This is a genomic window from Bacillus sp. 491mf (genome assembly GCF_900112415.1).
In the GTDB taxonomy this organism is placed as follows: Bacteria; Bacillota; Bacilli; order Bacillales; family Bacillaceae_G; genus Bacillus_A.
The window spans coordinates 249,931-275,300 of the sequence record NZ_FOLV01000002.1 but is presented as its reverse complement, the minus strand read 5'-3'; the positions used below and the strand labels follow the sequence as shown (position 1 = coordinate 275,300).

Annotated in this window: 26 protein-coding genes and 1 pseudogene; 5 read left to right on the top strand and 22 right to left on the bottom strand. The window is 36.6% G+C overall.

The features are described 5' to 3' along the window. Positions 1-24: 24 nt before the first annotated feature. Entirely contained in the window at positions 25-543 is a 519-nt protein-coding gene (locus tag BM211_RS04235) for a CotD family spore coat protein (RefSeq protein ID WP_090995262.1), read from the bottom strand. A 676-nt stretch (positions 544-1,219) separates the two neighbouring features. Continuing rightward, positions 1,220-1,756 carry a YppG family protein gene (locus tag BM211_RS04230; protein ID WP_035434989.1) on the bottom strand — a complete coding sequence of 179 codons (537 nt, stop codon included), beginning with the start codon at positions 1,754-1,756 and terminating at the stop codon, positions 1,220-1,222. A gap of 194 nt (positions 1,757-1,950) precedes the next feature. Here BM211_RS04230 and BM211_RS04225 point away from each other — a divergent pair, with 194 nt between their 5' ends. Further along, positions 1,951-2,160 (top strand): YppF family protein, encoded by a 210-nt coding sequence (locus tag BM211_RS04225; RefSeq protein ID WP_035434991.1) that lies wholly within the window; start codon positions 1,951-1,953, stop codon positions 2,158-2,160. A 25-nt stretch (positions 2,161-2,185) separates the two neighbouring features. Here BM211_RS04225 and BM211_RS04220 read toward each other — a convergent pair whose 3' ends face one another. The 3 genes from BM211_RS04220 to BM211_RS04210 all read right to left on the bottom strand — a co-directional run bounded on the left by BM211_RS04220 (position 2,186) and on the right by BM211_RS04210 (position 4,239). Then, the gene (locus BM211_RS04220; protein WP_035434993.1) at positions 2,186-2,536 is read right to left on the bottom strand and encodes a YppE family protein; all 351 of its coding nucleotides are present in this window, start codon (positions 2,534-2,536) and stop codon (positions 2,186-2,188) included. A gap of 9 nt (positions 2,537-2,545) precedes the next feature. Beyond that, on the bottom strand, positions 2,546-2,788 hold the full coding sequence (locus BM211_RS04215; RefSeq protein ID WP_035434994.1) for a hypothetical protein: 243 nt from the start codon (positions 2,786-2,788) through the stop codon (positions 2,546-2,548). 449 nt (positions 2,789-3,237) lie between these two features. Continuing rightward, positions 3,238-4,239: a DUF2515 domain-containing protein gene (locus BM211_RS04210; RefSeq protein ID WP_035434996.1), complete on the bottom strand. Its 1,002-nt coding sequence runs from the start codon at positions 4,237-4,239 to the stop codon at positions 3,238-3,240. A gap of 103 nt (positions 4,240-4,342) precedes the next feature. On the opposite strand from BM211_RS04210, the gene recU reads away from it, so the two are divergent. Both recU and BM211_RS04200 read left to right on the top strand, forming a co-directional pair. Continuing rightward, positions 4,343-4,948, top strand: a complete 606-nt coding sequence (recU, locus tag BM211_RS04205) for a Holliday junction resolvase RecU (RefSeq protein ID WP_035434997.1) — start codon at positions 4,343-4,345, stop codon at positions 4,946-4,948. A gap of 65 nt (positions 4,949-5,013) precedes the next feature. Next, entirely contained in the window at positions 5,014-7,569 is a 2,556-nt protein-coding gene (locus BM211_RS04200; protein ID WP_090995259.1) for a penicillin-binding protein 1A, read from the top strand. A 29-nt stretch (positions 7,570-7,598) separates the two neighbouring features. Here the strand turns inward: BM211_RS04200 and BM211_RS04195 are convergent, their stop codons facing one another. The 17 genes from BM211_RS04195 to BM211_RS04115 form a co-directional block, all read right to left on the bottom strand. Further along, positions 7,599-8,114 carry a YpoC family protein gene (locus BM211_RS04195; RefSeq protein WP_090995257.1) on the bottom strand — a complete coding sequence of 172 codons (516 nt, stop codon included), beginning with the start codon at positions 8,112-8,114 and terminating at the stop codon, positions 7,599-7,601. Continuing rightward, positions 8,111-8,767, bottom strand: coding sequence for an endonuclease III (gene nth / locus BM211_RS04190; RefSeq protein WP_090995254.1), 657 nt, complete (start codon positions 8,765-8,767; stop codon positions 8,111-8,113). Before nth ends, BM211_RS04195 begins: the two co-directional genes overlap by 4 nt. Before the next feature lie 15 nt (positions 8,768-8,782). Continuing rightward, positions 8,783-9,490, bottom strand: coding sequence for a DNA replication protein DnaD (gene dnaD, locus BM211_RS04185; protein ID WP_090995252.1), 708 nt, complete (start codon positions 9,488-9,490; stop codon positions 8,783-8,785). Between the two features lie 151 nt (positions 9,491-9,641). Beyond that, on the bottom strand, positions 9,642-10,829 hold the full coding sequence (locus tag BM211_RS04180) for a pyridoxal phosphate-dependent aminotransferase (RefSeq protein ID WP_035435005.1): 1,188 nt from the start codon (positions 10,827-10,829) through the stop codon (positions 9,642-9,644). An 18-nt stretch (positions 10,830-10,847) separates the two neighbouring features. Next, on the bottom strand, positions 10,848-11,324 hold the full coding sequence (locus BM211_RS04175) for a cell wall elongation regulator TseB-like domain-containing protein (protein WP_090995249.1): 477 nt from the start codon (positions 11,322-11,324) through the stop codon (positions 10,848-10,850). A gap of 7 nt (positions 11,325-11,331) precedes the next feature. Further along, a complete protein-coding gene (locus BM211_RS04170) occupies positions 11,332-11,502 on the bottom strand; it encodes a YpmA family protein (RefSeq protein WP_081904925.1) in 171 nt (56 codons plus the stop codon). 332 nt (positions 11,503-11,834) lie between these two features. Beyond that, the gene (gene dinG / locus BM211_RS04165; protein ID WP_035435009.1) at positions 11,835-14,624 is read right to left on the bottom strand and encodes an ATP-dependent DNA helicase DinG; all 2,790 of its coding nucleotides are present in this window, start codon (positions 14,622-14,624) and stop codon (positions 11,835-11,837) included. A 160-nt stretch (positions 14,625-14,784) separates the two neighbouring features. Then, entirely contained in the window at positions 14,785-15,168 is a 384-nt protein-coding gene (gene panD, locus BM211_RS04160; protein WP_035435011.1) for an aspartate 1-decarboxylase, read from the bottom strand. 12 nt (positions 15,169-15,180) lie between these two features. After that, a complete protein-coding gene (gene panC / locus BM211_RS04155; RefSeq protein ID WP_090995246.1) occupies positions 15,181-16,029 on the bottom strand; it encodes a pantoate--beta-alanine ligase in 849 nt (282 codons plus the stop codon). Next, positions 16,029-16,865, bottom strand: a complete 837-nt coding sequence (panB, locus tag BM211_RS04150; protein ID WP_035435016.1) for a 3-methyl-2-oxobutanoate hydroxymethyltransferase — start codon at positions 16,863-16,865, stop codon at positions 16,029-16,031. Before panB ends, panC begins: the two co-directional genes overlap by 1 nt. A 374-nt stretch (positions 16,866-17,239) precedes the next feature. After that, complete coding sequence (locus BM211_RS04145) at positions 17,240-18,220, bottom strand: biotin--[acetyl-CoA-carboxylase] ligase (RefSeq protein WP_035435018.1); 981 nt, start codon at positions 18,218-18,220, stop codon at positions 17,240-17,242. Beyond that, positions 18,205-19,398, bottom strand: coding sequence for a CCA tRNA nucleotidyltransferase (locus tag BM211_RS04140; RefSeq protein ID WP_035435021.1), 1,194 nt, complete (start codon positions 19,396-19,398; stop codon positions 18,205-18,207). Before BM211_RS04140 ends, BM211_RS04145 begins: the two co-directional genes overlap by 16 nt. Continuing rightward, the gene (gene bshA, locus BM211_RS04135) at positions 19,385-20,530 is read right to left on the bottom strand and encodes an N-acetyl-alpha-D-glucosaminyl L-malate synthase BshA (RefSeq protein ID WP_090995243.1); all 1,146 of its coding nucleotides are present in this window, start codon (positions 20,528-20,530) and stop codon (positions 19,385-19,387) included. Before bshA ends, BM211_RS04140 begins: the two co-directional genes overlap by 14 nt. After that, a complete protein-coding gene (gene bshB1, locus BM211_RS04130; protein ID WP_035435025.1) occupies positions 20,527-21,231 on the bottom strand; it encodes a bacillithiol biosynthesis deacetylase BshB1 in 705 nt (234 codons plus the stop codon). Before bshB1 ends, bshA begins: the two co-directional genes overlap by 4 nt. Position 21,232: 1 nt before the next feature. Further along, a complete protein-coding gene (gene mgsA, locus BM211_RS04125) occupies positions 21,233-21,637 on the bottom strand; it encodes a methylglyoxal synthase (RefSeq protein ID WP_020059582.1) in 405 nt (134 codons plus the stop codon). Positions 21,638-21,652: 15 nt separating this feature from the next. Then, positions 21,653-22,453: a 4-hydroxy-tetrahydrodipicolinate reductase gene (gene dapB, locus BM211_RS04120; RefSeq protein ID WP_035435028.1), complete on the bottom strand. Its 801-nt coding sequence runs from the start codon at positions 22,451-22,453 to the stop codon at positions 21,653-21,655. Continuing rightward, positions 22,453-22,794 (bottom strand): nucleotide pyrophosphohydrolase, encoded by a 342-nt coding sequence (locus BM211_RS04115; protein WP_035435029.1) that lies wholly within the window; start codon positions 22,792-22,794, stop codon positions 22,453-22,455. The genes dapB and BM211_RS04115 overlap by 1 nt, the downstream gene beginning before the upstream one ends. Positions 22,795-23,030: 236 nt before the next feature. Between BM211_RS04115 and BM211_RS04105 the strand changes: the two genes are divergently transcribed. After that, positions 23,031-23,912, top strand: coding sequence for a YitT family protein (locus BM211_RS04105; protein ID WP_035435033.1), 882 nt, complete (start codon positions 23,031-23,033; stop codon positions 23,910-23,912). A gap of 427 nt (positions 23,913-24,339) precedes the next feature. Beyond that, positions 24,340-25,050, top strand: a pseudogene (locus tag BM211_RS04100) (hypothetical protein); the annotation flags it as partial. Between the last annotated feature and the right edge of the window lie 320 nt (positions 25,051-25,370).

Sequence of the window (25,370 nt, the reverse complement as noted above, 5' to 3'; positions counted from 1 at the left end):
AATTCGCTAGTTCTAGCATAGCACTTACTTTTTAAACATGCCACCTACATTTGGTCCCATGTTAGGCGCTGGTGATACAGCTGGACTCACATTCGGACCAAATGGCGATACTTGACCGCATGGGGTACATCCGCCGAATCCGCCAACCCCTCCAACTCCAGGGCCGAATCCGCCAACTCCTCCAACTCCAGGGCCGAATCCACCAACTCCTCCAACTCCAGGGCCGAATCCGCCAACTCCTCCAACTCCAGGGCCGAATCCGCCAACTCCTCCAACTCCAGGGCCAGGTCCACCAACTCCTCCAACTACAGTTGGCGGAGCAGGTTGTATAACATTCACGCTAGAGTTTGTTTGTGGGAAATAATGCTGCGACTGTACTACTTGGTGGTGAACATGTTTCATATGCGTTGGATGGATATGAGGTACAATCGTTTTTGAGCATGTGTGTGTTTCACAACATTTTGTCGGATGCACAACTGGCGGTGCTATTGTAATTGGTGAAACTGGGCCCAATCCTCCAAAACAAGGATGACAATGATACATAGTTTTTCTCTCCTCTCACAGTTTGAAAATAACCTTACATTTTACAATATGTGAAAAGAGTAAAAGCCGTTTGTAACAAACACCTATTTCTATATTGGAAATTTGTCTATAAAAATTGTTTAAAATTTGTGAAAATAAAAATAGTTAATGTAATCATAACAAAAAACAAAAGTAAAATAATTCTCTTCACATTCTTCCTCTCCATATACTTTATTTTTAATACTACTGCAATTGTAAAATGGATAGGAAGTCCGAACAACTATTTTTTATGACATTTCATCTGCCAAATTTGGGTATTTTATTAGTCTCCACATATCAAAATATCTTAAGACATTTCCCTATAACTTTTTACACGTCTCTTCCTATATAAAGACCTCAAAAAAACTACCTATATAATTTCAATTTTTTCAACTAACCATTCATAGGAAAGACACCCATGAATGGAAGTTTCACTTTACCCCGCTCTAACGGCTGGTATGAAGCGGAATCAGGAAGAGAATCGAACCATCCGTATGAGCCTAACCATTCATGGGAAAGGCGCCCATGAATGGAAGTTTCACTTTACCCCGCTCTAACGGCTGGTATGAAGCGGGATCAGGAAGAGAATCAAACCATCCGTATGAGCCTGATTGGTTCTACTAACCATTCATGGGAAAATCGCCCATGAATGGAAGTTTCATTTTACAAAAAAACCACCTACTTGTTTGACAATACCGGTAATTTGGTTCATTGCATTCATCATTTGGCCTGCGGTACCCATCATTTTATTAATGTCATAATTTCCGTCAGATGTTTTAAACTGCGACATAAAGCTGGAAAATTGGCTTGGCTGTTGTTTTGTAGAGTTTTGTTTATTCATCATTGGATATGGCGTATGTGGATAAAAAGAAGATTGAGTAGGTTGTTTCGGTGGATAAAACATCGACTGATTCATTTGTGGAAGTTGAAAAGGTTGAAAATAATTAGTGTAATTCATATAGTAAGGCGCAAAAGGATACATATTATAACGTAAGTATGGGTCTTGTTCATTCTGATACATGTTAGAACCTAAGTATGGGTCTTGTTCATTTTGATACATGTTAGAACGCAAGTATGGGTCTTGTTCACTCTGATACATGTTAGAACGCAAATACGGGTCCTGTTCACTCTGATACATGTTAGAACGCAAGTATGGGTCTTGTTCACTCTGATACATGTTAGAACGTTGAAACATGCATTCTCCCTCCTCTAACTGTTTTTTATACAGTTAGAATATGTAATCAAAAAAAAAATGTGTAATCGTCCTATAAATTGCAAATTTTGAATACAAACTTTAAATTTAAAGAAATTTAAATTTTCGAAAAATAAAAAAGTAAGCGTTTGTATGCTACCATTAAATAGAAAGATTCTTATGGGGGAGGAATCAACATGGTATTAGGGGACTTAAAACAAGAATTCGTCATAAAAAAGGGGTATGAACCAGAAGATTTAAATGAGTTACTTGATTTCGCAAGAAATTCTTATCTAAAAGGAAAAATTTGCTTATCAGAGTATAGAAGTATAATTCGTGAATTAGAAACAATAGGGGCTACAAAACCAACTTACGAAACAGAAAAAGATATTATAACAGAAGCATAAAAATAAGAGGGACTTTCCCCTCTTATTACTTACATTGTTCTAAAATATTTTGTAATGTATAATGAATCGCTTGATGCGTTTCAAAAAAACGTTTTCCATTCATTTTCCTCGCAAAGCACTGTAAAGAATTATTTTGTAAATTTGTACATACTTGTTCTATTTGCTGTACATGTATGTATTTAGGCTTTGTACGCTGCAACCACTCCAAAACGAATTGTTTCCATTCTTCTAAGTTTTGATCCACTAAAGATACGAATGGCTTTATATCATGATAAAAATCAAATTCACATTCTTCACTTTCTCTTTTTTTTATAATTGTTTCATCATTATACTCAATTAGTTTTTTTGTTAACTCAATCAATGTTGTATATTCCACTATTCTCACCTATATACTAACGGCTACTATTTGAAATGTTTGTACCCAGTTACCTTTCTCTTCATGATTTAATAATTTCGTTTCCATATGCTTCATATGCATTTCCATAATCTCTACTTTATTAACTACAAATTCTTTTTTATCCTTTAGCGCATGATCAACCCTAAGCGACACGTTCATTTCAAGCAAATCAAGAGTATTTAACATCTGATCCATCTTTTTCATTACATCTTCTTTCTGAACCATTTTCATCTTCAACACGCCTCCCTCTTTGCTTTTTCTTTGTCATGTTAATTCGCCAGCTCTATTTTTACTCCTGCATGCTTGACAAAACTAGTTGTAATTCGGCAAAGAAAGTGATTTTTTGTATGAAGTTTATGAAAGTGGCAACAATACGAAAGGGAGGTGTCGACATTGGCTAAAAATAAAAATGAAAACAAGAAAAAACAACCTCAAAGCAAACAAAATAAACCTGAAACAGGAAATCCAAAATTAGACGGTCCAAATTTTCCTGCGACATAAGACATAAAACTTCCATCAGTGAACATTCTTCTCACTGATGGTTAGTTAAACCAATCGGGCTCTTACGGATGGTTTCATTCCCGCTTTCCACAAAGCGGGATTTTTTTATTATATCATGAATAATACAAACTTTACTTGATTAAGATACCGACATTCTATCCCCTCTCTTCTATCTCCTGTTAAAAAAGGCTATGTAATGAAGCAAAGAAATGTAATTGTTTCTGTTTTTGACAAAACCATGCTGTCATTTCAACCTCTTCTTTCGGTTCTTCAAATAAAAACAGCTTTTCTACATCCACCCCTGTCTGAAACCAATCTTCCTCGGTCTTACGGTGATGAGAAACAACCGAAAATACATCACGAAGCTGCGGCGTATTTTGTTCATTAGTTGTAATGAAATATTGTTCATAATCGAATCTTGATCCTGTGTGAACTGTTTGAGAAGAAAATGTATAAAATAACTCCTTATAAGTTGGATGAAACAATAGCCATGCTAATCGCTTTCCGAGTTCAATTCTCTTTGTTAATGTTTCAAATTGATGTACAGAAAAACCGTATAATTCCCCCGCTATTGTCGGAAATATTACTGCACTAAAATGAAATAATTCTTGAAATTTAAACATGAATGTTTGAAAAATATGTTTTTGATAAAATGGATGCTCAATGATCGGTTCTTGAATGATAGATTGTTCATTAATAATAAGAGCTGTCATAAGTCGTTCCTCGTTTCTTTGCTGCCAAAAATGAGACCATTCCCCTTCCATAAATACCGAAACGGAAAACTTTTGTAATAAATGAAACAATGGCTTTTTCATTCGTTTGCTATATTCGTACAACAGCAACTGTGGATACGCATCTAAAAAAATAAGCCAATTCGCACGTTCATATGTAAGAAATAATTGTTTCCGTATCTCCTTAGATAAAACTTTCGGATAATATTTTCCTTCTAAATCTGTCATATTCCAGCCTGCATTGCGAGACACCATGCTAGCTAAAAACGACCAACGAATTTCTTTATTACGCTCATAATATTCCTTATAAGCATGCGTTCGTGAAATGTTATCCACATTTGCAAGAATCGTTTGTTGCTGAATATCATTTACAAGATATTTTTCTTCATTCGTATAAGAAGATATTTTTCTTTCTTGTCTTATTTTTTCATAGTTGTTTTGTGCAAACATAATGCTCTCACCTCATATCTATCTAAAAAAATAGCCCATTTTTTATTTTTTTTGATATAATCACCTTTGTAAGTAATTCTATGCAATTTGGAGTGGACAAATTATGACCATTCGTTACCCAAACGGAAGAAAGTATACTCAGACTCAACCAACTCATAGCCTGTCACCTATAAGAAAAGATACTTATAGTAACAGAGGAATGTCTCTTGAAGAGGAACTGAACGAAACAAATCAATACTATTTAACTCACAATATTGCTTGTGTGCATAAAAAGCCGACCCCTCTTCAAATCGTAAAGGTCGATTACCCAAAACGAAGCGCTGCCGTAATTAAAGAAGCGTACTTTAAGCAACCTTCTACAACTGATTACAACGGTGTGTACAAAGGCAAGTACATTGATTTTGAAGCGAAAGAAACGAGAAATAAAACGAGTTTTCCTTTACAAAACTTCCATCTTCATCAAATCAATCATATGAAAGAAGTATTAGCTCATAGCGGAATTGCATTCGTTATTATTAAATTTACTCTTTACGATGAATTTTATTTATTGGATGCAAAACATATCGTGACATTTTGGAATCGCCAAGAAGCTGGTGGACGTAAATCCATTACGAAAGAAGAAGTGGAAGAATGTGGATACTTATTACAATGTGGTTATCATCCCCGCATTGATTATATCCACACACTAGACACACTTTATTTTTCATGATAGAGTCAACAATAAGGCTCATTTTTCGACTTTTGGGGAGAAAATGAAAGGTAGGAGAAAGTATAATGTCAGAAAATTATCGTTCTCGTGAAGAACGAAAACAAGTTCAAAAACAGAAGCAAGAACATCCTAAACAAGAGAAACCAAAGAAAAAAGGTTCTTTTCTACGTAAATTTCTAATCGCTTGCTTATTGATCGGCATTGTGACACTAGTAGCTGGAGTTTCTGCTTTCTTTGTTATGGTAAAAGATGCTCCAAAACTAGATAAAGCAAAACTTGTAAATCCATTATCAACAAAGTTTTATGATAAAGACGGAAAGTTCATATATGAATACGGCGCTGAGAAGCGAACGAATGTCACATATGACCAAGTTCCAAAAGTAGTTGAAAGTGCCTTCCTAGCTACAGAGGATTCACGCTTTTACGAGCACAATGGGATTGATTTTAAGCGAACTACAAAAGCAATCTTCGAAAACGTGACAGGTGATTTTGGTTCTCAAGGCGGTAGTACTATTACACAACAAGTTATTAAAAACTATTTCTTGACGAGGAAAAAAACAGCAGAACGTAAAGTACAAGAATGGTATTTATCTTACAAGCTAGAGCAGCAATATTCAAAACATGAAATTCTAGAAATGTACTTAAACAAAATTAACTTAGGTAACCGTTCTTACGGAATTGCAACTGCTGCGCAAAATTATTACGGAAAAGATTTAAAAGATTTAAAATTACACGAAGCAGCGATGCTTGCAGGATTACCACAAGGTCCTAATAATTATGATCCTACGAAGCCGCAAAATGTGAAGGCTGCGACAGAGCGACGCGACACAGTATTATATTTAATGAACAGACATGGCTATATTACAAAGCAAGAGATGGACGATGCTAAGAAAATCCCGGTAACAGAAGGTCTTCAACCATCTCAAGAAGCAACACAAATGCCGTATCAAGCATATTTTGATGCTGCTGTAAAAGAAATCGAGTCAGAAATTAAAGATGTGAACATTGGTTCTGATGGTCTTAATATCTATTTAGCATTAGATACAAAAGCTCAAGATTTTGCGGATAAAATGTTGAACACTGAAGAGATCATTAACTATCCTGATGAAAAATTCCAAGGTGCATTCGCATTTATGGATACTGAAACAGGCGCAGTACGTGCACTCGGTAGCGGACGCGGTGAAAATAAAGCAACATTTAAAGGACATAATATAGCTGTTGATACGACAACGCGCCAAGTTGGTTCAACAATGAAGCCGATTTTTGACTACGGCCCTGCTGTTGAATACAAACAATGGTCTACGTATCACCAAGTTGATGACTCAACATACTATTATGAAACAGACCGAAAACGAGAAGTACGAAATTTTGACAACGGTCATAAAGGTACAATGTCTATGCGTGAAGCATTAGCGCAATCACGAAACGTTCCAGCTGTAAAAATCGCGAATGAAGTCGGACGAGATAAAGCACAAGCTTTCGCTGAAGGACTTGGTTTTACTTTTGGAAAAGATGGCGCTGTAGAATCATCAGCAATTGGTAGTAATGGAGCTTCTCCACTCACAGTTGCAGGAGCATATGCAGCTTACGGAAGTGGCGGTATATATCATAAACCACATTTCGTCACAAAAGTTGTCTATCCAGATGGGAAAGAAGTAAACTTTACTCCAAAAGGAAAACGAGTGATGAAGGATTCTACAGCATACATGGTTACTGATATGATGCGTAGTGTTGTAAAATCTAGTACTGGTACTGGTAAAGCGGCAAATATTCCTTCATTAGACGTTGCTGGTAAAACAGGAACAACAAACTATTCTACAGAAGACCTTAGGAAATACGATTTCCCTGATTCCGCAAGTCCTGATAGTTGGTTTGCAGGTTTTACACCACAATATACGATGGCTGTATGGACAGGGTATGACAAACCAAGTGAAGGCTATATTGACAAAAATACATCACCTATCGCACAGCGTATATTTAAAGCGATGATGAGTGAATTTGGAAGTGATACATCTCGCTTTGAAATGCCAAGTAGTGTAGAACGCATCGGTAACGAACTTTATGTAAAAGGTGCAAAAAAAGATGATATTCCAAAAATCAATGTAGATGCACCATCTTTAAATGCCTCATATGATGCTGCATCGCAATCCATTGCTTTAAGTTGGTCAGCTTCAGACGATTCAGACGTATCTTATTCTGTAAGCTATAAAGGTAGTGACGGGTCTGGCGGCAGTCCACAAATAAGTGGTACAAGTGCAACAATTAGCGGTGTCAAACCTGGCGCTACTTATACGATCTCACTTGTTGCGAAAAAGACTGGTGGTACTAGTACCCCAGCAACTAAAACCGTAGTCGTACCTGGCGGTGATGATACTAAGAAAAAAGCCGATGATGACGCAGCTAAGAAAAAGGCTGATGATGACGCTAAGAAAAAAGCCGATGATGATGCAAGAAAGAAAGCTGATGAAGAGGCTAAGAAAAAAGCTGATGATGACGCTAAGAAGAAAGCCGAAGAAGAAGCTAAGAGAAAAGCTGATGAAGAGGCTAAAAAGAAAGCTGATGAAGAAAAAAATAAACCACCAGTTGATAAGCCTCTAGTTCCACCAGCAAATACTCAGTAATTATGATAGTAAAAAAAGAAGCCATCTCCCTAACGGGAAGATGGCTTCTTTTGCATAATAAGTACTTTTACATATAACTTTTCCATTTCTTCATACAACTGTGTGAGCTGAATGAAGGAATGGTAATGATTTGGCTTATTCATAATGAATGAAAATCGTTCTAAAAAGTTAACTGGCTTTTTCTCAAGTCTGTCGATTTGTTCGCTCATATTTTGTAAACTTGTAACAGGTGTTCCATTCATCCAGTGTAAAATGGATAAAAGATGTCCTGCAAATTGCACCATCGGATCTTTCGCTTCTTTTTTGTTTCGATTTCGAAATAACATAGAAATCTCTTCTTTTTGTTCTTTCCATAAGCCTAATACAGTAGGAATGCTCATTTCCATCTCATTCCATGGCTTATATCCCTGCTCAATATCAAAGAAAAAGTACGTCTCCTCTAAAAGCTCCCCAAATGATCTCTCTGCATTGTATTCGATGACATTCATATCTTCAAAGAAAGGGTTGCACCGAAAGTCATTCGGTATTTCAAGTACTTGCTTCATTTCTTTTTCTTCTCCTTCATGCGCTTCTTTCCTTCACGACATAACTCTAATAGCTGGCATTCTTCACACTGCGGACGCTGTGCCTTACAGTGATAACGCCCAAAGAATATCATGCGGTGATGTGTTACGCCCCACTCTTCTATCGGTACTTTCTTCATTAACGTCTTTTCTACTTCTAACACAGAATCTTTCCATTTACATAAGGCAAGTCGTTTACTTACGCGCTCTACGTGCGTATCAACTGCAATTGCTGGAACACCAAATGCAACAGAGACAACAACGTTTGCTGTTTTTCGTCCTACACCTGGTAGCTTCGTTAATTCATCTCGGTCTTGCGGCACCTCTCCGCCATATTCATCAATAAGCATATGGCATAGCTTTTGAATATTTTTCGCCTTATTTCTGTACAAACCAATCGAGCGAATATCTTGCTGTAATTCTTCTAAAGACACCTTTAAATAATCTTCTGGTGTTTTATATTTCTGAAATAAACTTTTTGTTACTTTATTTACTAGAACATCTGTACACTGTGCAGATAGCGCAACCGCAATAACAAGTTCAAATGCGTTGTCATGATTCAGTTCACAATGTGCTTCCGGATACATCTCTCCCATTACATCGAGACAGTGTCTAATTTGTGTTTTATTTAGCATTATTTCCTCCTACCATTACTGCTCTAACCAATTATAAAATGGTACTTTTCCAGTATACTTCGTTTCTTGGCGTGATACTTGCTGATTCCGCTGTTGACTTTCTCTAAATTTCCGGCCTTGATTTTGTGCTTGATCGACTGTCTTAATACCGTTCTTCTTCCATTCAAACAGGATACGATCAATATAACGGAAGTTCAGTTTTCCACTCATAACAGCTTCACGAAGGGCTGCTTGAATTAAAAGAGGATCGTGATGATCTTGATCTTGCCACATCGCTAACGTCTCACACTCAAATGGAGATAAGGGTCTGCCAAATTCATGCTCAAATACTGTATATAAATTTATTTGTAATTGTTTTTGTTCTCGCTCTTCTTCTTCAATGTTTTCACTCATTAAAAAATGTAATATTTTTTCCCAAAGAGGCTGAAGTGAATAACTTTCACAAATCATTGCCCCAGGTTTCCGGCCTCCTTCTAAAGCTAAAAAACCTTTCTGAATTAACGCCTGAATAATCTCCATACACTTTGTTTGTGTAATCGTCATTCGCTCTGCAATTTCTCCTGGTGTCGGAAAAGAGTTTCCTGATTCTAAAAATGTGTGTACATGCAAAAGTACCATAAACTCAATTTCGTTTAAACCAAGTTTTTTGTAATGCATCATTAATAATTTTGGAATCGCAATACTACCTTGTTCAAACCATTCCAACATGATTTTCTTCTTCATATTCAAACACCTCGCTTTCTAGTATAACACACCTTTTCGTATTTCTTTTTGGCACAATTCGTCAAAAAAACCTCCCTTTCATATAGGGAGGTATCATTTGAACTGTCGAATAAAAAAACAGTTTGTAGAAGTCAGAATGAAAGAACTGTGCTTAGCCTTCCATTTTGTTCTTCATAAATCTATGAATACGTTCTAACGCTTTCTCTAGCTGTTCTAGTGAAGTCGCATACGATAAACGAACATTGTTCGGTGCTCCGAATCCTGTTCCTGGAACAAGAGCAACTTTTTCTTCTTCTAACAACGCTTTTGCCCATTCATCAACCGTTTCATAACCAGCTAATGCGACTGCTTCTTTTACATTGGGGAACAAATAGAATGCTCCTTGTGGTTTAATACAAGTGAACCCAGGAATTTGAATTAGCTTATCATACACGATATTTAGTCGTTCTTCAAATGCTCTGCGCATGATTTCTACAGGCTGTTGATCACCAGCATAAGCAGCAATCGTTCCGTACTGTGCAATTGAAGTAGGGTTTGACGTGCTGTGACTCGCTAAGTTTGTCATTGCCTTAATGAGTTCTTTATTACCTGCTGCATAGCCAATACGCCATCCTGTCATCGAATGCGATTTTGATACACCGTTAATAATAAGCGTTTGTTCTTGTAATTCGTTAGAAAGCTGAGCAATTGATGTATACTCGGCATCGCCATAAATTAACTTCTCATAAATTTCATCAGAAACGATTAAAATGTCATGCTCTAAACATACTTGTCCAAGCTGTTGTAGCTCTTCTTTACTATAAATCATCCCTGTTGGGTTGCTAGGTGAGTTAATAATTACAGCTTTCGTTTTCTCTGTAATTACTTGACGTAATTGCTCCGGTGTTATTTTGTAATGATTTTCTTCCAAACCATCTACATATACTGGCTCTCCGCCTGCAAGCTTCACTTGTTCTGGATAACTTACCCAATACGGAGTTGGAATAATAACTTCATCACCTTCATCAAGTAACACTTGAAACAACGTATATAAAGCGTGTTTTGCACCGTTACATACAATAATTTGAGATGGTTCATAAGATATGCCTTGGTCACGCTCAAATTTTTTGATAATTTCTTGTTTTAGCGCAGCTAATCCACCAGTTGGTGTATATTTTGTATAACCTTCTAACATTGCTTTATAGGCAGCTTCTATAATATGCTCTGGCGTATTAAAGTCAGGCTCTCCTGCTCCTAAGCCAATCACATCATGTCCTTCCGCTTTTAACGCTTGTGCCTTTGCTGTAATTTCTAACGTTGAAGATGGTGTTAGAGCAGCTACTCGCTTTGCTAATTTCATCCTGAGTTCCCCCTGCACTTATTTTTCAATACTATATCGTTTCAAAAACTTACCATCTTGAAAAGCAAGATAATAGTAAGTATAACGATTTTCATCATCAATATATGTAACTTCCCATAATGGAACATTGTTTTCGGCGCCTAATTTTGCTTTGACAAATTGCTTTGGTTTTCGTTCCTTTGCAACAATTTGCAATGCTTCTTTTTCAGAGATACCTTTGCTTGCTTTTTGCACCAAAATTTCTCCTTTTTTCTCAGGCACCCAAACGATATATTGTTCTCCTTTTTCATTCACACCTTGTACAACTTCATATGGAGTTTTGCCGTTATAATAATCGATTTTTGTTACGTTTGTGAGTTTTGCTTTTTCCTTTGCAACCTCAACTGTTTTCGATTCTTTCGGAACTTTTTTCTCCATAGACGTATTATAAATGTGACCCCCGTATAAAACAATTGCAACGATTACAATCAAAATTGTCAAAATCCACTTTTTCATTGTATCACTACGTTCTGTAAATCGTAAAAATTGCTGTCTCTTTTTCATTTTCGTCTAATGCTAATCCGAACATCAGATCTTTTTCTTTTAATGTTCGATTTAAACTATCAACAACCTTATATAAATCCGACGAGTACGTCAGACGCGTCGTTGATAATACTTCAATTTTCTTCTCCATGCAAACTCCTCCGTTACACAAAATTTCTAATTATAAAAGAACGCATTGCGGTTACAATAAGGGTACATTCTTTCCAACCCCTGCTTCATCACCCATCTATTATAGCAGGACATGTTCTTCAAAAAAAGGTTTGAAGTCGAAAACCGTTGTATTTCTATATTTAATGTATGAAAAAATAAAAATTCCTCCTACCCACATGTTACGCCTGAAGCAAATGTGCTTCAGGCGTTAACTTTTATAAAGTGAAATTTTCATTAGTTTTGAGTCTTATTCCCCCCAAAAAAAGTGGGATAAATTTATCTCAAGTTCCTCTACTGATGAAATTTCTACTCTTACTCCATTTTTTTGATTAAATCGTCTAATGGTCCTTCATACAGTGGAATACTTGGAATCGATTGAAGAAATCGTTTTCCGTAAAAAGATGCAGTAAGACGACGATCTAACACAAACACTGTTCCTGTATCCGTTGTTGTACGAATAAGACGGCCGAACCCTTGTTTAAAACGAAGAATTGCTTGCGGCAGAGCTAGTTGTGTAAATGGATCTTCTCCCTTTTCTTTTAATCGTTCACCTTTCGCTTGCATCATCGGCTGATGCGGTGATGTGAATGGAAGACGCACGATAACAAGACAACTTAATGCTTCTCCTGGTATGTCAATTCCTTCCCAAAAACTGCTTGTTCCTAATAAAACGGCCTTTTCAAACTCTTGAAACTTTCGAATCATTCTAGTGCGACTACGGTTATGAACACTTTGTGTTAATAAAAGGAATTCTTCTAGCTCATCGATCTTCTTTAATACCTCATATACTTCTTTTAACATTTCGTATGATGTAAATAAAACGAGCATTCGACCATTTGTAGCTTTCGCAATTTTTGTAATATGGTTCGAAACCGCTTTTACATACTCATCTTCCCTTACATGTTTAATATGCGGAACATCTGTTGAAACCATTAACTTTACTTTCTCTTCATAATGAAACGGTGATGGGATCGTTACTGTATTTGGTGTAAAATCCTCTAAACCAAGCTCCGCTTCTATATAATCAAACGTATCATTTACCGTTAAAGTGGCTGAGGTAAATATAACACTTCGTTTTCGCGCCAAAAATTGATCAGCAAATAAATCACTAATATTAACGGGCTGCGCGTATAAAATCGTTGCATGGATAGTTCCTTTCGTTTCAGCTTCCATCCATGTCACATGGCTCGTTTCTTCTAAAATAAGTATCCGTAACGATTGGGTCATTTTAGAAAGAACTTCAGTAAGATGCACAAACTCTCCGGTAACCATATGTAGTTCCCATTCACTTTGCTTTTGCAATATTTCACATTGTTTTTCTAATAGCGTAAGTACTCGCCCTAATTGGTGAACAAAACGATCTGTTAATTCCACAATACTGCGCCAAAGCTTACCTCTTTCCTTCTTTACATCATAACGATAAATAAGCGGGATATTTCCAGATACATGTTCCTGCTTTGTTTTTTGAAATATAAACGTGCGCATCATTTGAAATAATTCATCTGCATCAAACTTTATTTCTTTCAACATATAGCTAATCGTTTGAAACGTAGAACGTGAAGCAGTTTGTGATTGCTTCATCATATCATACGCTTTAGCTAATACATTAGATGTTTCTAGCGTACCAAATCGTGATAACACGATTTGAAAATACATACAAGAAAATTGCTCTCCTAACGCTTTACTTGCCGTTTCCTCAAGATGATGAGCTTCATCAAAGATAATATGTTCACATGAAGCAAGCAATGGTTCTCTACTTGCAAAATCCTGAAATAACAACGTATGATTTGTGACAACAACATCTGCAAATAACGCTTTGTTTTTAGCACGTTGGTAAAAGCAGCGGCTAAACCAGGCGCTTTGCATCCGACTCGGACTATGAGCATCACTGCAAATTCGTTCCCACAATAGCTTCCCGCCAGCTGGAATATTCAGCTCATCTCGATCTCCTGATTCTGTATCAAGGAGCCAAACTAAAATTTTCGCTTTCGTTAATGCATTATCATAATTGTTTTCAATTTCTCCCAATGCATGCTCAAATTTATGCAAACACAAATAATGCTTTCTTCCTTTTAACATTGCTACTTCAAATGGAAACGGAAGTATCGTTTTCAGCAGCGGGATTTCTTTTGCTAAAATTTGTTGCTGCAGCTGCACCGTTTGTGTGCTTATGACTACTGGTTGTTCTGTTTCTTTCGCATAAAAAATACTAGGGAGTAAATATGCTAACGTTTTTCCTGTACCTGTTCCTGCTTCAATTAACGAAAAACGAGCGTCTCGAAGCGCTTCGTAAACCTCATTTATCATCATTTGCTGCCCTTCTCTTTTTTCAAAAGACGGCATTACTTCCCTTAATCGGTGCATCGTTTCTGTTAAAAAAGAAGAAAAGTCAGTAGGAGAATCATCTCCAATCTGCAATGTATAATTACGTTTACCTAAAGCAATATTCCGATAGATGTCATATTGCTTCTCATCATCTGTTCCATGCATCATTTTATTTAAAATACATGCAGACATAATATCTCCAATGTTACTTTGAAACATATCACTTAGCTCATATAGCGATTGCAACGTAACGAGTGGCAAACTTTCCATTTTAGAAAGTAATTGTAAAAATATCTCTGCTGTTGCCATTGCATCACTATCAGCACGATGAGGCTGGTCATGATCAAAACCATACCTTTTGGCTAAATCGCGTAATTTATAACTATCAGCTGTTGGCAATAAAATATGCGCCAGCTCAACTGTATCAATTTTCGAACATGTTATTTCTGAGAATCCAGCTAGCCGTAATTCTTCTTTCAAAAAATTCCAATCAAAATGAACGTTATGCGCAACGAAGTACGCACCTTGTAATAGTTCAATAATCATCGGCGCCACATCTCGGAATAACGGAGCTTGTTTCACAAGTGTTTCATCAATCCCCGTCAATTCTGTAATAAATGGTGGAATGTCCCGTTCGGGGTTTACAAAAGAAGAGAAAATTTCAAGAATTTCTCCATCCTCTACAACAACTGCTGCAATTTGAGTAATTCTATCTTTTCCATCTTTCCAGGCATTCCCTGTCGTTTCTAAATCGACTACGACATAACGCTTACTCATCAATGACACCTCAATTTCTTACCTTTGCCCAACAAAATTTCTATAGTGTTACTATACCACGTTTTCCATCATCTTAATGAAAAGATACGAAAAATGAAATGATTTTGCTTTCCCATAAGAAAAGCTATCTCTTTTTTTCAGAGATAGCTTTTCTTATCCATTATAAAACCGTGCCTGCTTTTTCCGCTCCAAGCATTTCCACAATTTGATTATTATCATCTAAAACAGCAATTTTCGGAATATGTGTTAATACTTTGTCTTCTGAAACGAGTCCGTAGCAAATTATAATCACTTTATCCCCTGGTTGAACAAGACGAGCAGCTGCACCATTTAAACAAATGACCCCCGTACCGCGTTCTCCTTTTATTACATATGTTTCTAGACGTGCACCATTATTATTGTTCACAATTTGTACTTTCTCATTTTCCACAATCCCGACTGCATCCATTAGATCTTCATCGATTGTAATACTTCCTACATAATTTAAGTTTGCTTCTGTTACTGTACCGCGATGTAACTTCGCTCTCATCATTGTGCGAAACATAGTTGCTCCCCCTTATTGAACCGTAAATGTAATATTATCTATTAGTCGTGCATTTTCAAACTTTACAGCAATTGCAATAATCATACGTCCGTTTATTTGCTGGGCCTCAGTTAAATTCGGATACGCATATATATCAGCATAATCGACCATACCATGTGTATTTATTTCAATATATTCTTTAATGAAGTTCGTAATCTGTTCTGGACTACGTTCTCCTTTAACGATTTTCTCTTTTGCCATACATAAGCTTTTATATAAATGCGGTGCCTCTTGGCGTTCCCTTTCTGATAAGTAAACGTTGCGAGAACTGCGTGCTAATCCATCTTCTTCCCTTACAATGTCAACTGGCACAATTGTAACAGGAAAATTATAGTCACCAACAAATCCTTCAATAACCGCTACTTGTTGTGCATCTTTCATCCCAAAATACGCACGATTTGGCATTGTAATATTGAAAAGCTTCATCAATACTGTTACAACGCCTTCAAAATGACCAGGTCGCTGCCTTCCGCATAAAACATTCGTGCGCTTTATCACTTCAATATTCGTTGTTCGCTCTTCTGGATACATTTCTTCAACACTTGGATAAAATAAATAATCCACTTCTACTTCACGTGCTAAGCGCTCATCGCGCTCAATATCACGCGGATAACGGTCTAAATCTTCATTCGGACCAAATTGCAACGGATTTACAAATATACTTAATATAACAATATCATTTTCTTTTTTCGCTTGTCTCAGTAACGTCAAATGCCCTTCATGTAAAAACCCCATCGTTGGAACGAATCCAACTTTCTTTCCACTTGCACGAAGTTCACTTGCGATTTGCTGCATCTCTTGCACTGTTGTAATAATATTCATTACTGCTTTCCTCCGTATAGCGCTAAACATTCTTCTTCTTTCATCGTAAACGAATGTACTTTCTCTGGAAATTGTCTTAGCTTTACTTCATGAACATATTGTCCAATTCCTCTTACAATTTCTTCTTGTACAGACGTATATTGCTTCACAAATTTCGGAACACGATTAACACCATACGTAATCAAATCATGATAAACAAGAACTTGACCATCTGTTTGATTCCCAGCGCCAATTCCAATAGTCGGAATCATTAATTGCTTTGTTACAAGTTCCGCTAATTGCATCGGTACACATTCTAATACAAGTGCAATTGCTCCTGCCTCTTCACACCTTTTCGCATCTTCAAGCAATTTTTTCGCACTTTCTGCATCTTTCCCTTGCACTTTGTAGCCACCTAGCACACCGACAGATTGCGGAGTTAATCCTAAATGAGCTACAACTGGAATACCTGCATTTGTAAGGAAACGAATGATTGATACAACTTCATCTGCTCCTTCAACTTTTACAGCATGCGCACCGCTTTCTTGAATAATGCGGCGTGCGTTATTCATCGTTTCTGGCAGTGAAACGTGATAAGACATAAATGGCATATCCGTTACAACAAATGTATTTTTCGCACCGCGGCGCACTGCTTTTGTATGATGAATCATATCATCAACTGTTACTGGAATTGTTGAATCATATCCGAGCACAACCATTCCAAGAGAGTCTCCAACTAAAATCATATCAACTTCTGCTTCTTCAGCAAACTTTGCCGATGGATAATCATACGCAGTTACCATCGCAATCGGCTCATTTTGTTCTTTCATTTTCAAAAAATCCGTCACAGTTTTCACGAATTTCTCCTCCTTTATCTGGAGAGAGGAGATGGCCGGATGAAAAAACATATAAAAAAACCCTTCTGACCGTAAAAAGGCAGAAGGGTAGTATCATTCGGCAATATTCATCCCTCTGTCCTAGTCCTATTTTGGATCAAGGCAGAACCACATGTTTATTTTGATTTTCCCACATAGCGGTGCAGTTCCTATTGATACTGCCCATATTCGCCCTTATTATAACAAATAGCAAAACATAATTGCTATACTTTTCTAAAAAAGAAAATCATTTTCACATATAATAGCCCTTTGCTTTTTTTAGCAAAGGGCTCTATATAAATACAAATCTAATGAACAATAAATATGAAAGAAATGAAAAATAGCTTCTAAACGTTTCACTTTACTTCAATATCTGCGGAATGAATATGATGTACAATCCCGTCATGATCTTCAAGTACAAGGACACCGTCAGCTGTAATTCCTTTTGCAATTCCCGTAATTGTATTTGTCATCGTCCGCGCTGTAATTTCTTTTCCGATACTCACAGCGTAACTTTCCCAAAGAAGCTTAATCACTGAAAAACCACGTTCTAAATATTCTTTATATAGCTTTTCCATCTGCAAAAAGATTTGCTGCATCAGTTCAGCTCGTACAATCATTTTTCCGGATTCAATTGCTAATGAGGTAGCTATGTGCTGGATATCTTCAGCAAAATGCTCTTGCTTTTGATTCACATTAATGCCAATTCCAATAATAACAGCATTAATTTTATCAGGATCTGCTTGCATTTCTGTTAAAATGCCAACTACTTTCTTCCCATTAATTAAAATATCGTTCGGCCATTTAATGCCAACAGAAAGATTTGTGCATTTTTCAATAGCCTGCGCTACGCTCACGGCGGCTAACAATGTTAATTGCGGTGCTTGATGAATCGGAATTGCCGGGCGCAAAATAATGCTCATCCAAATTCCTGTCCCTTTTGGTGAGTACCACTTTCTGCTCAATCGGCCACGACCTGCTGTTTGCTCCTCTGCAACAACAATGGTTCCTTCAGCCGCTCCTTCATAAGCAAGACGAGCTGCGATTTGCTGTGTAGATGTTACTGACTCTTCAAAGTATACCGTTCGGCCTAGAAACTCTGTTTGTAAGCCAAGCTGAATTTCATTTGCCGTTACTTTGTCTGGTTTACTTGCAATCCGGTACCCTAAGCGTCTTACAGCTTCTAGCTCATATCCTTCTTCTCTAAGGACCTCCATGTGCTTCCACACAGCTGTTCTTGAGCATCCAAGCTTCTCACTAATCGTTTGACCTGATAGAAACTCATCATTAGCTTCAGAGAGGATTTGCAATAACTGTTTTCTTATAGCAGATTGCATCTATGCAGCCACTCCTTTATATACTCTTTCTCATTTTTTAATCGTCCGGATACAACTTCTTCTTCAATTTTTTGCAATGCATCAGCAACCCACGGTCCGGCTTGTTCCGTTGACCATGCTAATAAATCATTGCCACTAACTTGCAACTCTTGACGATTTGAAATTGGTAAGTCTTCATATACCTTTTCGACACGCTCAACATTCGAATGTAAATATGTATTCATTACGCCTTCGTATACGCGCTCCGCCATAACAGCAACATCTTTCCCTGCTTTATATAATAAAAATGCATCCCACTCTTGTTTTTCTCGTGCTTTTACATATAATATAACGGATACAATCTCTTTAATTTTTTTATTTGAGAATTTCCATTGTCGTAAAAAAACAGATGGATGTTCTTCTCTAACACAATATAAAAAGAACGCCCACGCTTCAATATCATTTTTAAAAAAGCTCCAATTATGCTCGGCCGCTTTTGAAATGAAGTCTCCGCACATTTGTAAATAAGGTAAATGCTCATATAATTTCGTTTCTACTAATAGCTGAAGTCCTTTTGCACAATGTGTACCGACAAGTAACTTTTCAAATTCAACTGCAATTCTTTCGATTGCGATATGTTCTAGTAAATGTCCATATTCTATAATGGCTTGTTTTGTTCTTTCTTCTAATGTAAAACCTAGTGAACTAACAAAGCGAATACCGCGCATCATTCGAAGAGCATCTTCTTGAAAACGGTCAACTGAATTTCCAACAGTTGCGATTTCCTTCTTGGCAATCGCTTCTTGTCCGCCAAATAAATCAACGATTTCTCCCGTTTCTTTCATTGCAATTGCATTCATTGTAAAATCACGGCGCTGCAAATCTTCATCTAACGAACGAACAAATTGCACACTGCTAGGACGCCTGAAATCTTCATAATCGCCTTCTGTTCGAAATGTCGTCACTTCATATGGAATGTCTTCTTGTAAAACAATAACCGTCCCGTGTTCAATTCCAACAGGAACGTGACGCGGAAATAGACGCATTACATCTTCCGGCAGAGCCGATGTCGCAATATCGATATCACCAATTGATCTACCAATAATATAATCGCGGACACTCCCACCTACAAAATAAGCTTCAAAGCCGTTCTCTGTTAACGTCTTAATAATTGAAGCTGCTCGTTTAAATCGTTGCATGTTTGTCATCCCTTAGTATGTCATAGTATATTGCTTCATATTGTGAAACAATCATTTCTGAGCCAAATTGTTCATACGCCACTTGGATAGAACGCTCGGCCATTTTAGCATGTAATGTATCATCTTGAAGAAGCTGCACAGCTTGCTGCGAAACGCATTCTATATCTCCTACTTCACATATGTATCCCGTTTCTCCGTGTTGAATGACTTCTGGAATCCCGCCAGTACGTGTAGCAATACAAGGGACACCGCACGCCATTGCCTCAAGTAATACGAGTCCAAAACTTTCCTTTTCAGACAACAGAAGCATGAGATCACTCATCGCCAAAAGCTCTGCCACATTATCTTGTTTCCCTAAAAATAAAACCTGATTCTCGATATCTAAATGCTTTACAAGCTGTACAATGGTACAAAACTCAGGACCATCACCAACGAGTAATAGTTTTGCTTTTACTTGTTTTACAATGAGAGCAAATGATTTCACAACATCCTGAACACGCTTTACTTTACGAAAGTTCGAAATATGAATTAATACTTTTTCGTCTTCTTGTATACCATATTCTTTTCTTAATTGTGACATATCACGCTGAAAATACACACGCTCATCAATAAAATTATAAACTGTTTGAATTTCTTTTTTTGTTTTTATTAATTCATACGTTTCTTCAATAAGTGAATGTGAGACAGCTGTCACAACATCAGATTGCTCAATTCCAAAACGAATTAAATTATTTAAAGAAGGATCAGACCCGAGTACTGTGATGTCTGTTCCGTGCAATGTCGTGACAATTTTAATATTCTCTCCAATCATTTGCTTTGCCAAATATGCGCAAACCGCATGCGGAATTGCATAATGTACATGCAATATATCTAACTTTTCTCTCTGTGCTACTTCTGCCATTTTACTTGCTAACGCTAAGTCATACGGAGGGTATTGGAAAACAGAATATTGATTCACTGTTACTTCATGAAAATAAATATTCGGATATACTTTATTTAAACGAAATGGCAATCCTGATGTAATAAAGTGAATTTCATGTCCACGCTCTGCTAACAACTTTCCTAATTCCGTTCCAACCACTCCAGAACCGCCAACAGAAGGATAACAAGTAATCCCTATTTTTAATTTCATTTTACTCCCCCTATTAAATCTTGATCTAATAGAATTGGTCTTTTGCTCATAAACCCTTCTGCATACATCACGCCAACTTCTTTTCCAAACATTTTTTCCCGTGCTACAACTGTCTCAACATATCCTTCCGTCAATGGCGTCATAACACCGCCTGGCCCTTTAGTAAATTGACTTTCATATGCCTCTAACGCAGCGATCTTGTCAGAAATAGAAGAACTAATATCAATGCAAAAATCTGGTTTATGAAAACCATTAATCATATAAAAATTGAGTGATTGCACACGATGCGGCGGAAATTCCGGCATATATTTACGAATTCCCGCTGAGAAAATGGCTTCTTCTACAAGTTTGGCGCAATTCGCATGATCTGGGTGACGATCTTCATAAAATGGTACGAATACAATTTGTGGTTTATATGTACGGATGATTTTCACGATTTCTTGAATATACTCTTCCTTCATATAGAGGCCTCGGTCTGGCATCGCTAAGTTCATACGTTTTTTGACACCAAGTGTGTGAGCAGCTTTCATTGCTTCCTGTTTTCGCAGCTCTACCGTTCCATTAGAAGAAAGATTTGCCTCAGTTAAATCACAAATCCCTACTTCATATCCTTGTTTTGTATATTTTGCTATCGTGCCTGCCATGCCAATTTCAACGTCATCGGCATGGGCACCAAAAGCTAATATATGTAATCCGTTCATGTTATTCCCCTCGTTTTCGTAACTTTCGATAATCTAAATCGCCACGCTCTAATGCATGCATTAAAAGCTCCGCACTTGCCATATTCGTTGCAAGCGGAATGGAATATACATCACATAAACGAAGAAGTGCATTCACGTCAGGTTCATGTGGCTGTGATGTCAACGGATCACGGAAGAAGATCACCATGTCTAAATCATTTTTTGCAATCATTGCACCAATTTCCTGATCTCCACCAAGCGGACCAGATTGGTATCTTGTCACAGACATACCTGTCGCCTCCATAATTCGAAGACCAGTCGTTCCTGTTGCAAACAACATATGCTTTTCTAAAATAGGTTGGTATGCATATGCAAACGAGACCATATCATTTTTCTTTTTATCATGGGCAATTAAGGCAATCTTCATCTTCATTTTTCCCCTTTAGTCAATAATATTTTCTAAACCATATACAAGATGATCTAAGTTCATCACTGTTTCAATAGAAAGTTTTACTCCTGACATAAATGATGCACGGTTAAAAGAATCATGACGAATTGTTAACATTTGTCCATCTCCGCCAAATAGTACTTCTTGATGTGCAATTAATCCTGGTAAACGTACGCTATGAATATGAATACCATCAACATTTGCACCGCGTGCACCTTCTAATTGTTCTGTTTCATTTGGATGTCCTTGTTGTTTTGACTCACGATTTTGACGAATTAAATCCGCTGTTTTCACAGCTGTACCAGACGGAGCATCTAATTTTTGGTCGTGATGTAATTCAATAATCTCAACATCTTGGAAATATTTCGCTGCCATTTGCGAAAACTTCATCATTAAAACAGCTCCAACTGCAAAGTTTGGTGCAATGATTGTACCAACTTGTTTTTCTTTTGCCGTTTCTGTTAATTGTTGTAATTCATCTTCTGTAAAGCCTGTTGTTCCGATGACAGAACGAATTCCTCGCTCTACTGCAAGTGTTACATGTTTTTTTCCGATTTCTGGTGTTGTTAAATCTAGCAAAACATCCGCTTCTACTTCATCTAAACAAGTATGTAAATCTGTATAAATTGGAGCATCTATGTTAGGCAATCCAGCAATGTCAGAAATTTTCTTGCCACCATGTTTATAATCAACAGCAGCAACTAAATTGAAATGCGGTGTTCTTTCCATAAGAAGTACCGCCTCATGCCCCATACGGCCTCTCGGTCCTGCAATAATTACTTTAATTTCTTTCATTATTCTTTCTCTCCCTCTTCTTTACGTGTCCAGCGATCCTTATCACGCGTATTAAACTTTTCCATAACTATATTATGAGCTGTTTCTAAATCGATGTTTAAGCTATTTGCCATACAAATCATCACAAATAATACATCTCCAAGCTCTTCTTCAATTGTACGCTCTTTTTCTGTGCTTTTCTTTGGTTTTTCACCATAATAATGATTAATTTCCCTCGCAAGCTCCCCCATCTCTTCTGTCAAACGAGCTAGCATTGCAAGCGGACTAAAGTATCCTTCTTTAAATTGACCAATATATGCATCTACTTCCTTTTGCAGATCTTTCATTGTTTTTTGTTCCATGATGTTCACCTCTAATCCTTCCATTATCATGTTAGCCAATTCATAACGATTTGACAAATGTTATCGCTTATTTATCACGTTTTTGAGGATACAAATCCCTTTCTAATCTTGAATGAACAGTTCCCTCTATCTCCATGATTAATATGTGTGAAGTTTTCTTGCCAATTTTTCTATATATTACGTATACTATCCATAAGAACAAGCTGTGATTATCACTACATACTAGGGGGATTCGCATGAAATTAAATTTAAAAATTCGAAACATTCTTTTCATCCTAATTGGTTCTGCTATTTTCTCATTTGGTATCGTTAATTTTAATATTGAAAACCATTTAGCAGAAGGCGGCTTTACTGGGATTACATTGCTGCTTTACTTTCAATTTTCACTGGATCCTTCCTATACAAACTTACTCTTAAATATACCAATCTTTTTTATCGGTTGGAAAATGCTCGGTCGTACAACATTTTTGTACACATTAATCGGGACATTTAGTGTTTCATTATTTCTTTGGGTGTTCCAGCGCTATGATGCGTTTAATTTACATTTAAACCTCCAAAATGATATGACACTCGCCGCTTTATTTGCTGGTTTATTTATCGGGGTTGGATTAGGAATCATTTTCAAGTATGGTGGTACAACAGGTGGTGTTGATATTATTGCACGACTTGCTCATAAATATATCGGCTGGAGTATGGGGAAAACGATGTTTATGTTTGATGCCGTAGTCATTATCATCTCAATCCTTACATATTTATCATACCGAGAAGGAATGTATACATTAGTTGCTGTCTTTATCGGAGCAAAAGTCATTGATTTTATGCAAGAAGGTGCGTACGCTGCAAAAGGAGCAACAATTATATCTGAGAAAAATGATGAAATAGCCGAAAAAATATTATCAGAGATGGACCGCGGAGCAACTTTCTTAAAAGGAATTGGTACATACACAAAAATAGAACGACATGTTTTATATTGCGTTGTTGCGAAAAATGAAATCGTAAAACTGAAAAGTATTATTACATCTGTTGATCCTCATGCTTTCGTTGCTGTAAGTGATGTGCATGATGTTGTTGGGGAAGGGTTTACATTAGATGAGAATAAAAACCCGTTACATAATTAATTATGTAGATTCTTCGCAATCACTCATTTTCTTTCTAAACAAAAGACAAGAAAAGATTTCGAACACGAGAACCTTTCTTGTCTTTTTGAATTTTAAAAGAAAAATTTTGTTTTTTATTGTCCTAAAAAGCCTTCATTGGGTCACTTTACCCGTCGTACTTTTTAGAATTTTCATGATTTAAAGAACTAATTATTACTAGATTAAACCAGTTTTTTTATTGTATTATATTTCCTAGAGATTATATATTACATTAGGGAGTGGAGCTATTTGACTACTGAAACTCTTATGTTATCAAGTAAAGAAGTATATGTATTAATCAGTCTGTTTCATCATGAAACAATGATTAAAATTGAAAGTTCACTCGATAATTGGTTGGATGTTAGGTAAAAATGCATACAAATAATAAAATAAAATCTTTTTATTTTTCATGAGGTGCATAATGGACAAATATAACGGCAACAACATAGAAGATTGTATACAAATATTAATACCATACGATATAAGAAATATTGTCGGGGCCTTCGTATGGTTTTTTATGAATTTTTTTCTACTCATCATTCTATTCATATTTCCACCGCACGCTATATATTCTTACGCGGCTCTTCCGTTTTATGTGATATGTAATCTATGGAGTATTTGGATTTTGATTTATAAGCCTCGGCAGCCTCAATTGCAGCATTTACTATATTCCGGATTTGTCGCATTCAGTATTTTATTTTGCAGCTTTATAGCTGTTCAAAAGTTAGCTTACGAATTCGTAGAACTAGAGTCACCTTTATTTTTTATCCTATCGCTGATTGCATATGGCTTAATTGTTTATAAATCCGAGTTATTCTGGATTGAATATTTTACAGCCCGCTTAAGAGGGATAACTGATCCAGATGTAAAAATTCCTAAAATCGTACTTTTTTCAGGCTTAGGCTATATGATTGGGCAAGTTAGTATTGGGATTTTGAGCCAAAAATCTATAGCGATTGTGTTGATCATTATCTTATCATTTGTTTCAATTGTTTTCCTGGCTCTAAGTACCCATTTGTATTTTTACTTTGATTTCAAAAAACAATTCATTATTTCAGGACATTCAAACATATTACATTCTCAAAAGAAGCCTAAACTTACAAGAAAGGAAAGAAGGCAACACTATTAGATTATGAAACGAAAGCATAACGATAAAGAGACAGCTTAACATATAAATACCACTATACCCCCTCTTTTAGGCGGAGAGCGCAACTGGCCGTGCATAGAAGCGGTCATTCGGTATTTAAAACGAAGGGAGAAAATGAATGCAAGTCATGTTGTATTCTACATAACGGTGACTTATAAAGAAAAGTGGAGCCGACTGTTTAGGCAGAACTAGACAAAGATGTCGAAAAATGAAAATAGATTTATAAAGAGGCAATATAATCAGTCATAGGCTCTGCACTAGAAAAACGAGTTGAATTTTATGGGGAGATTTAT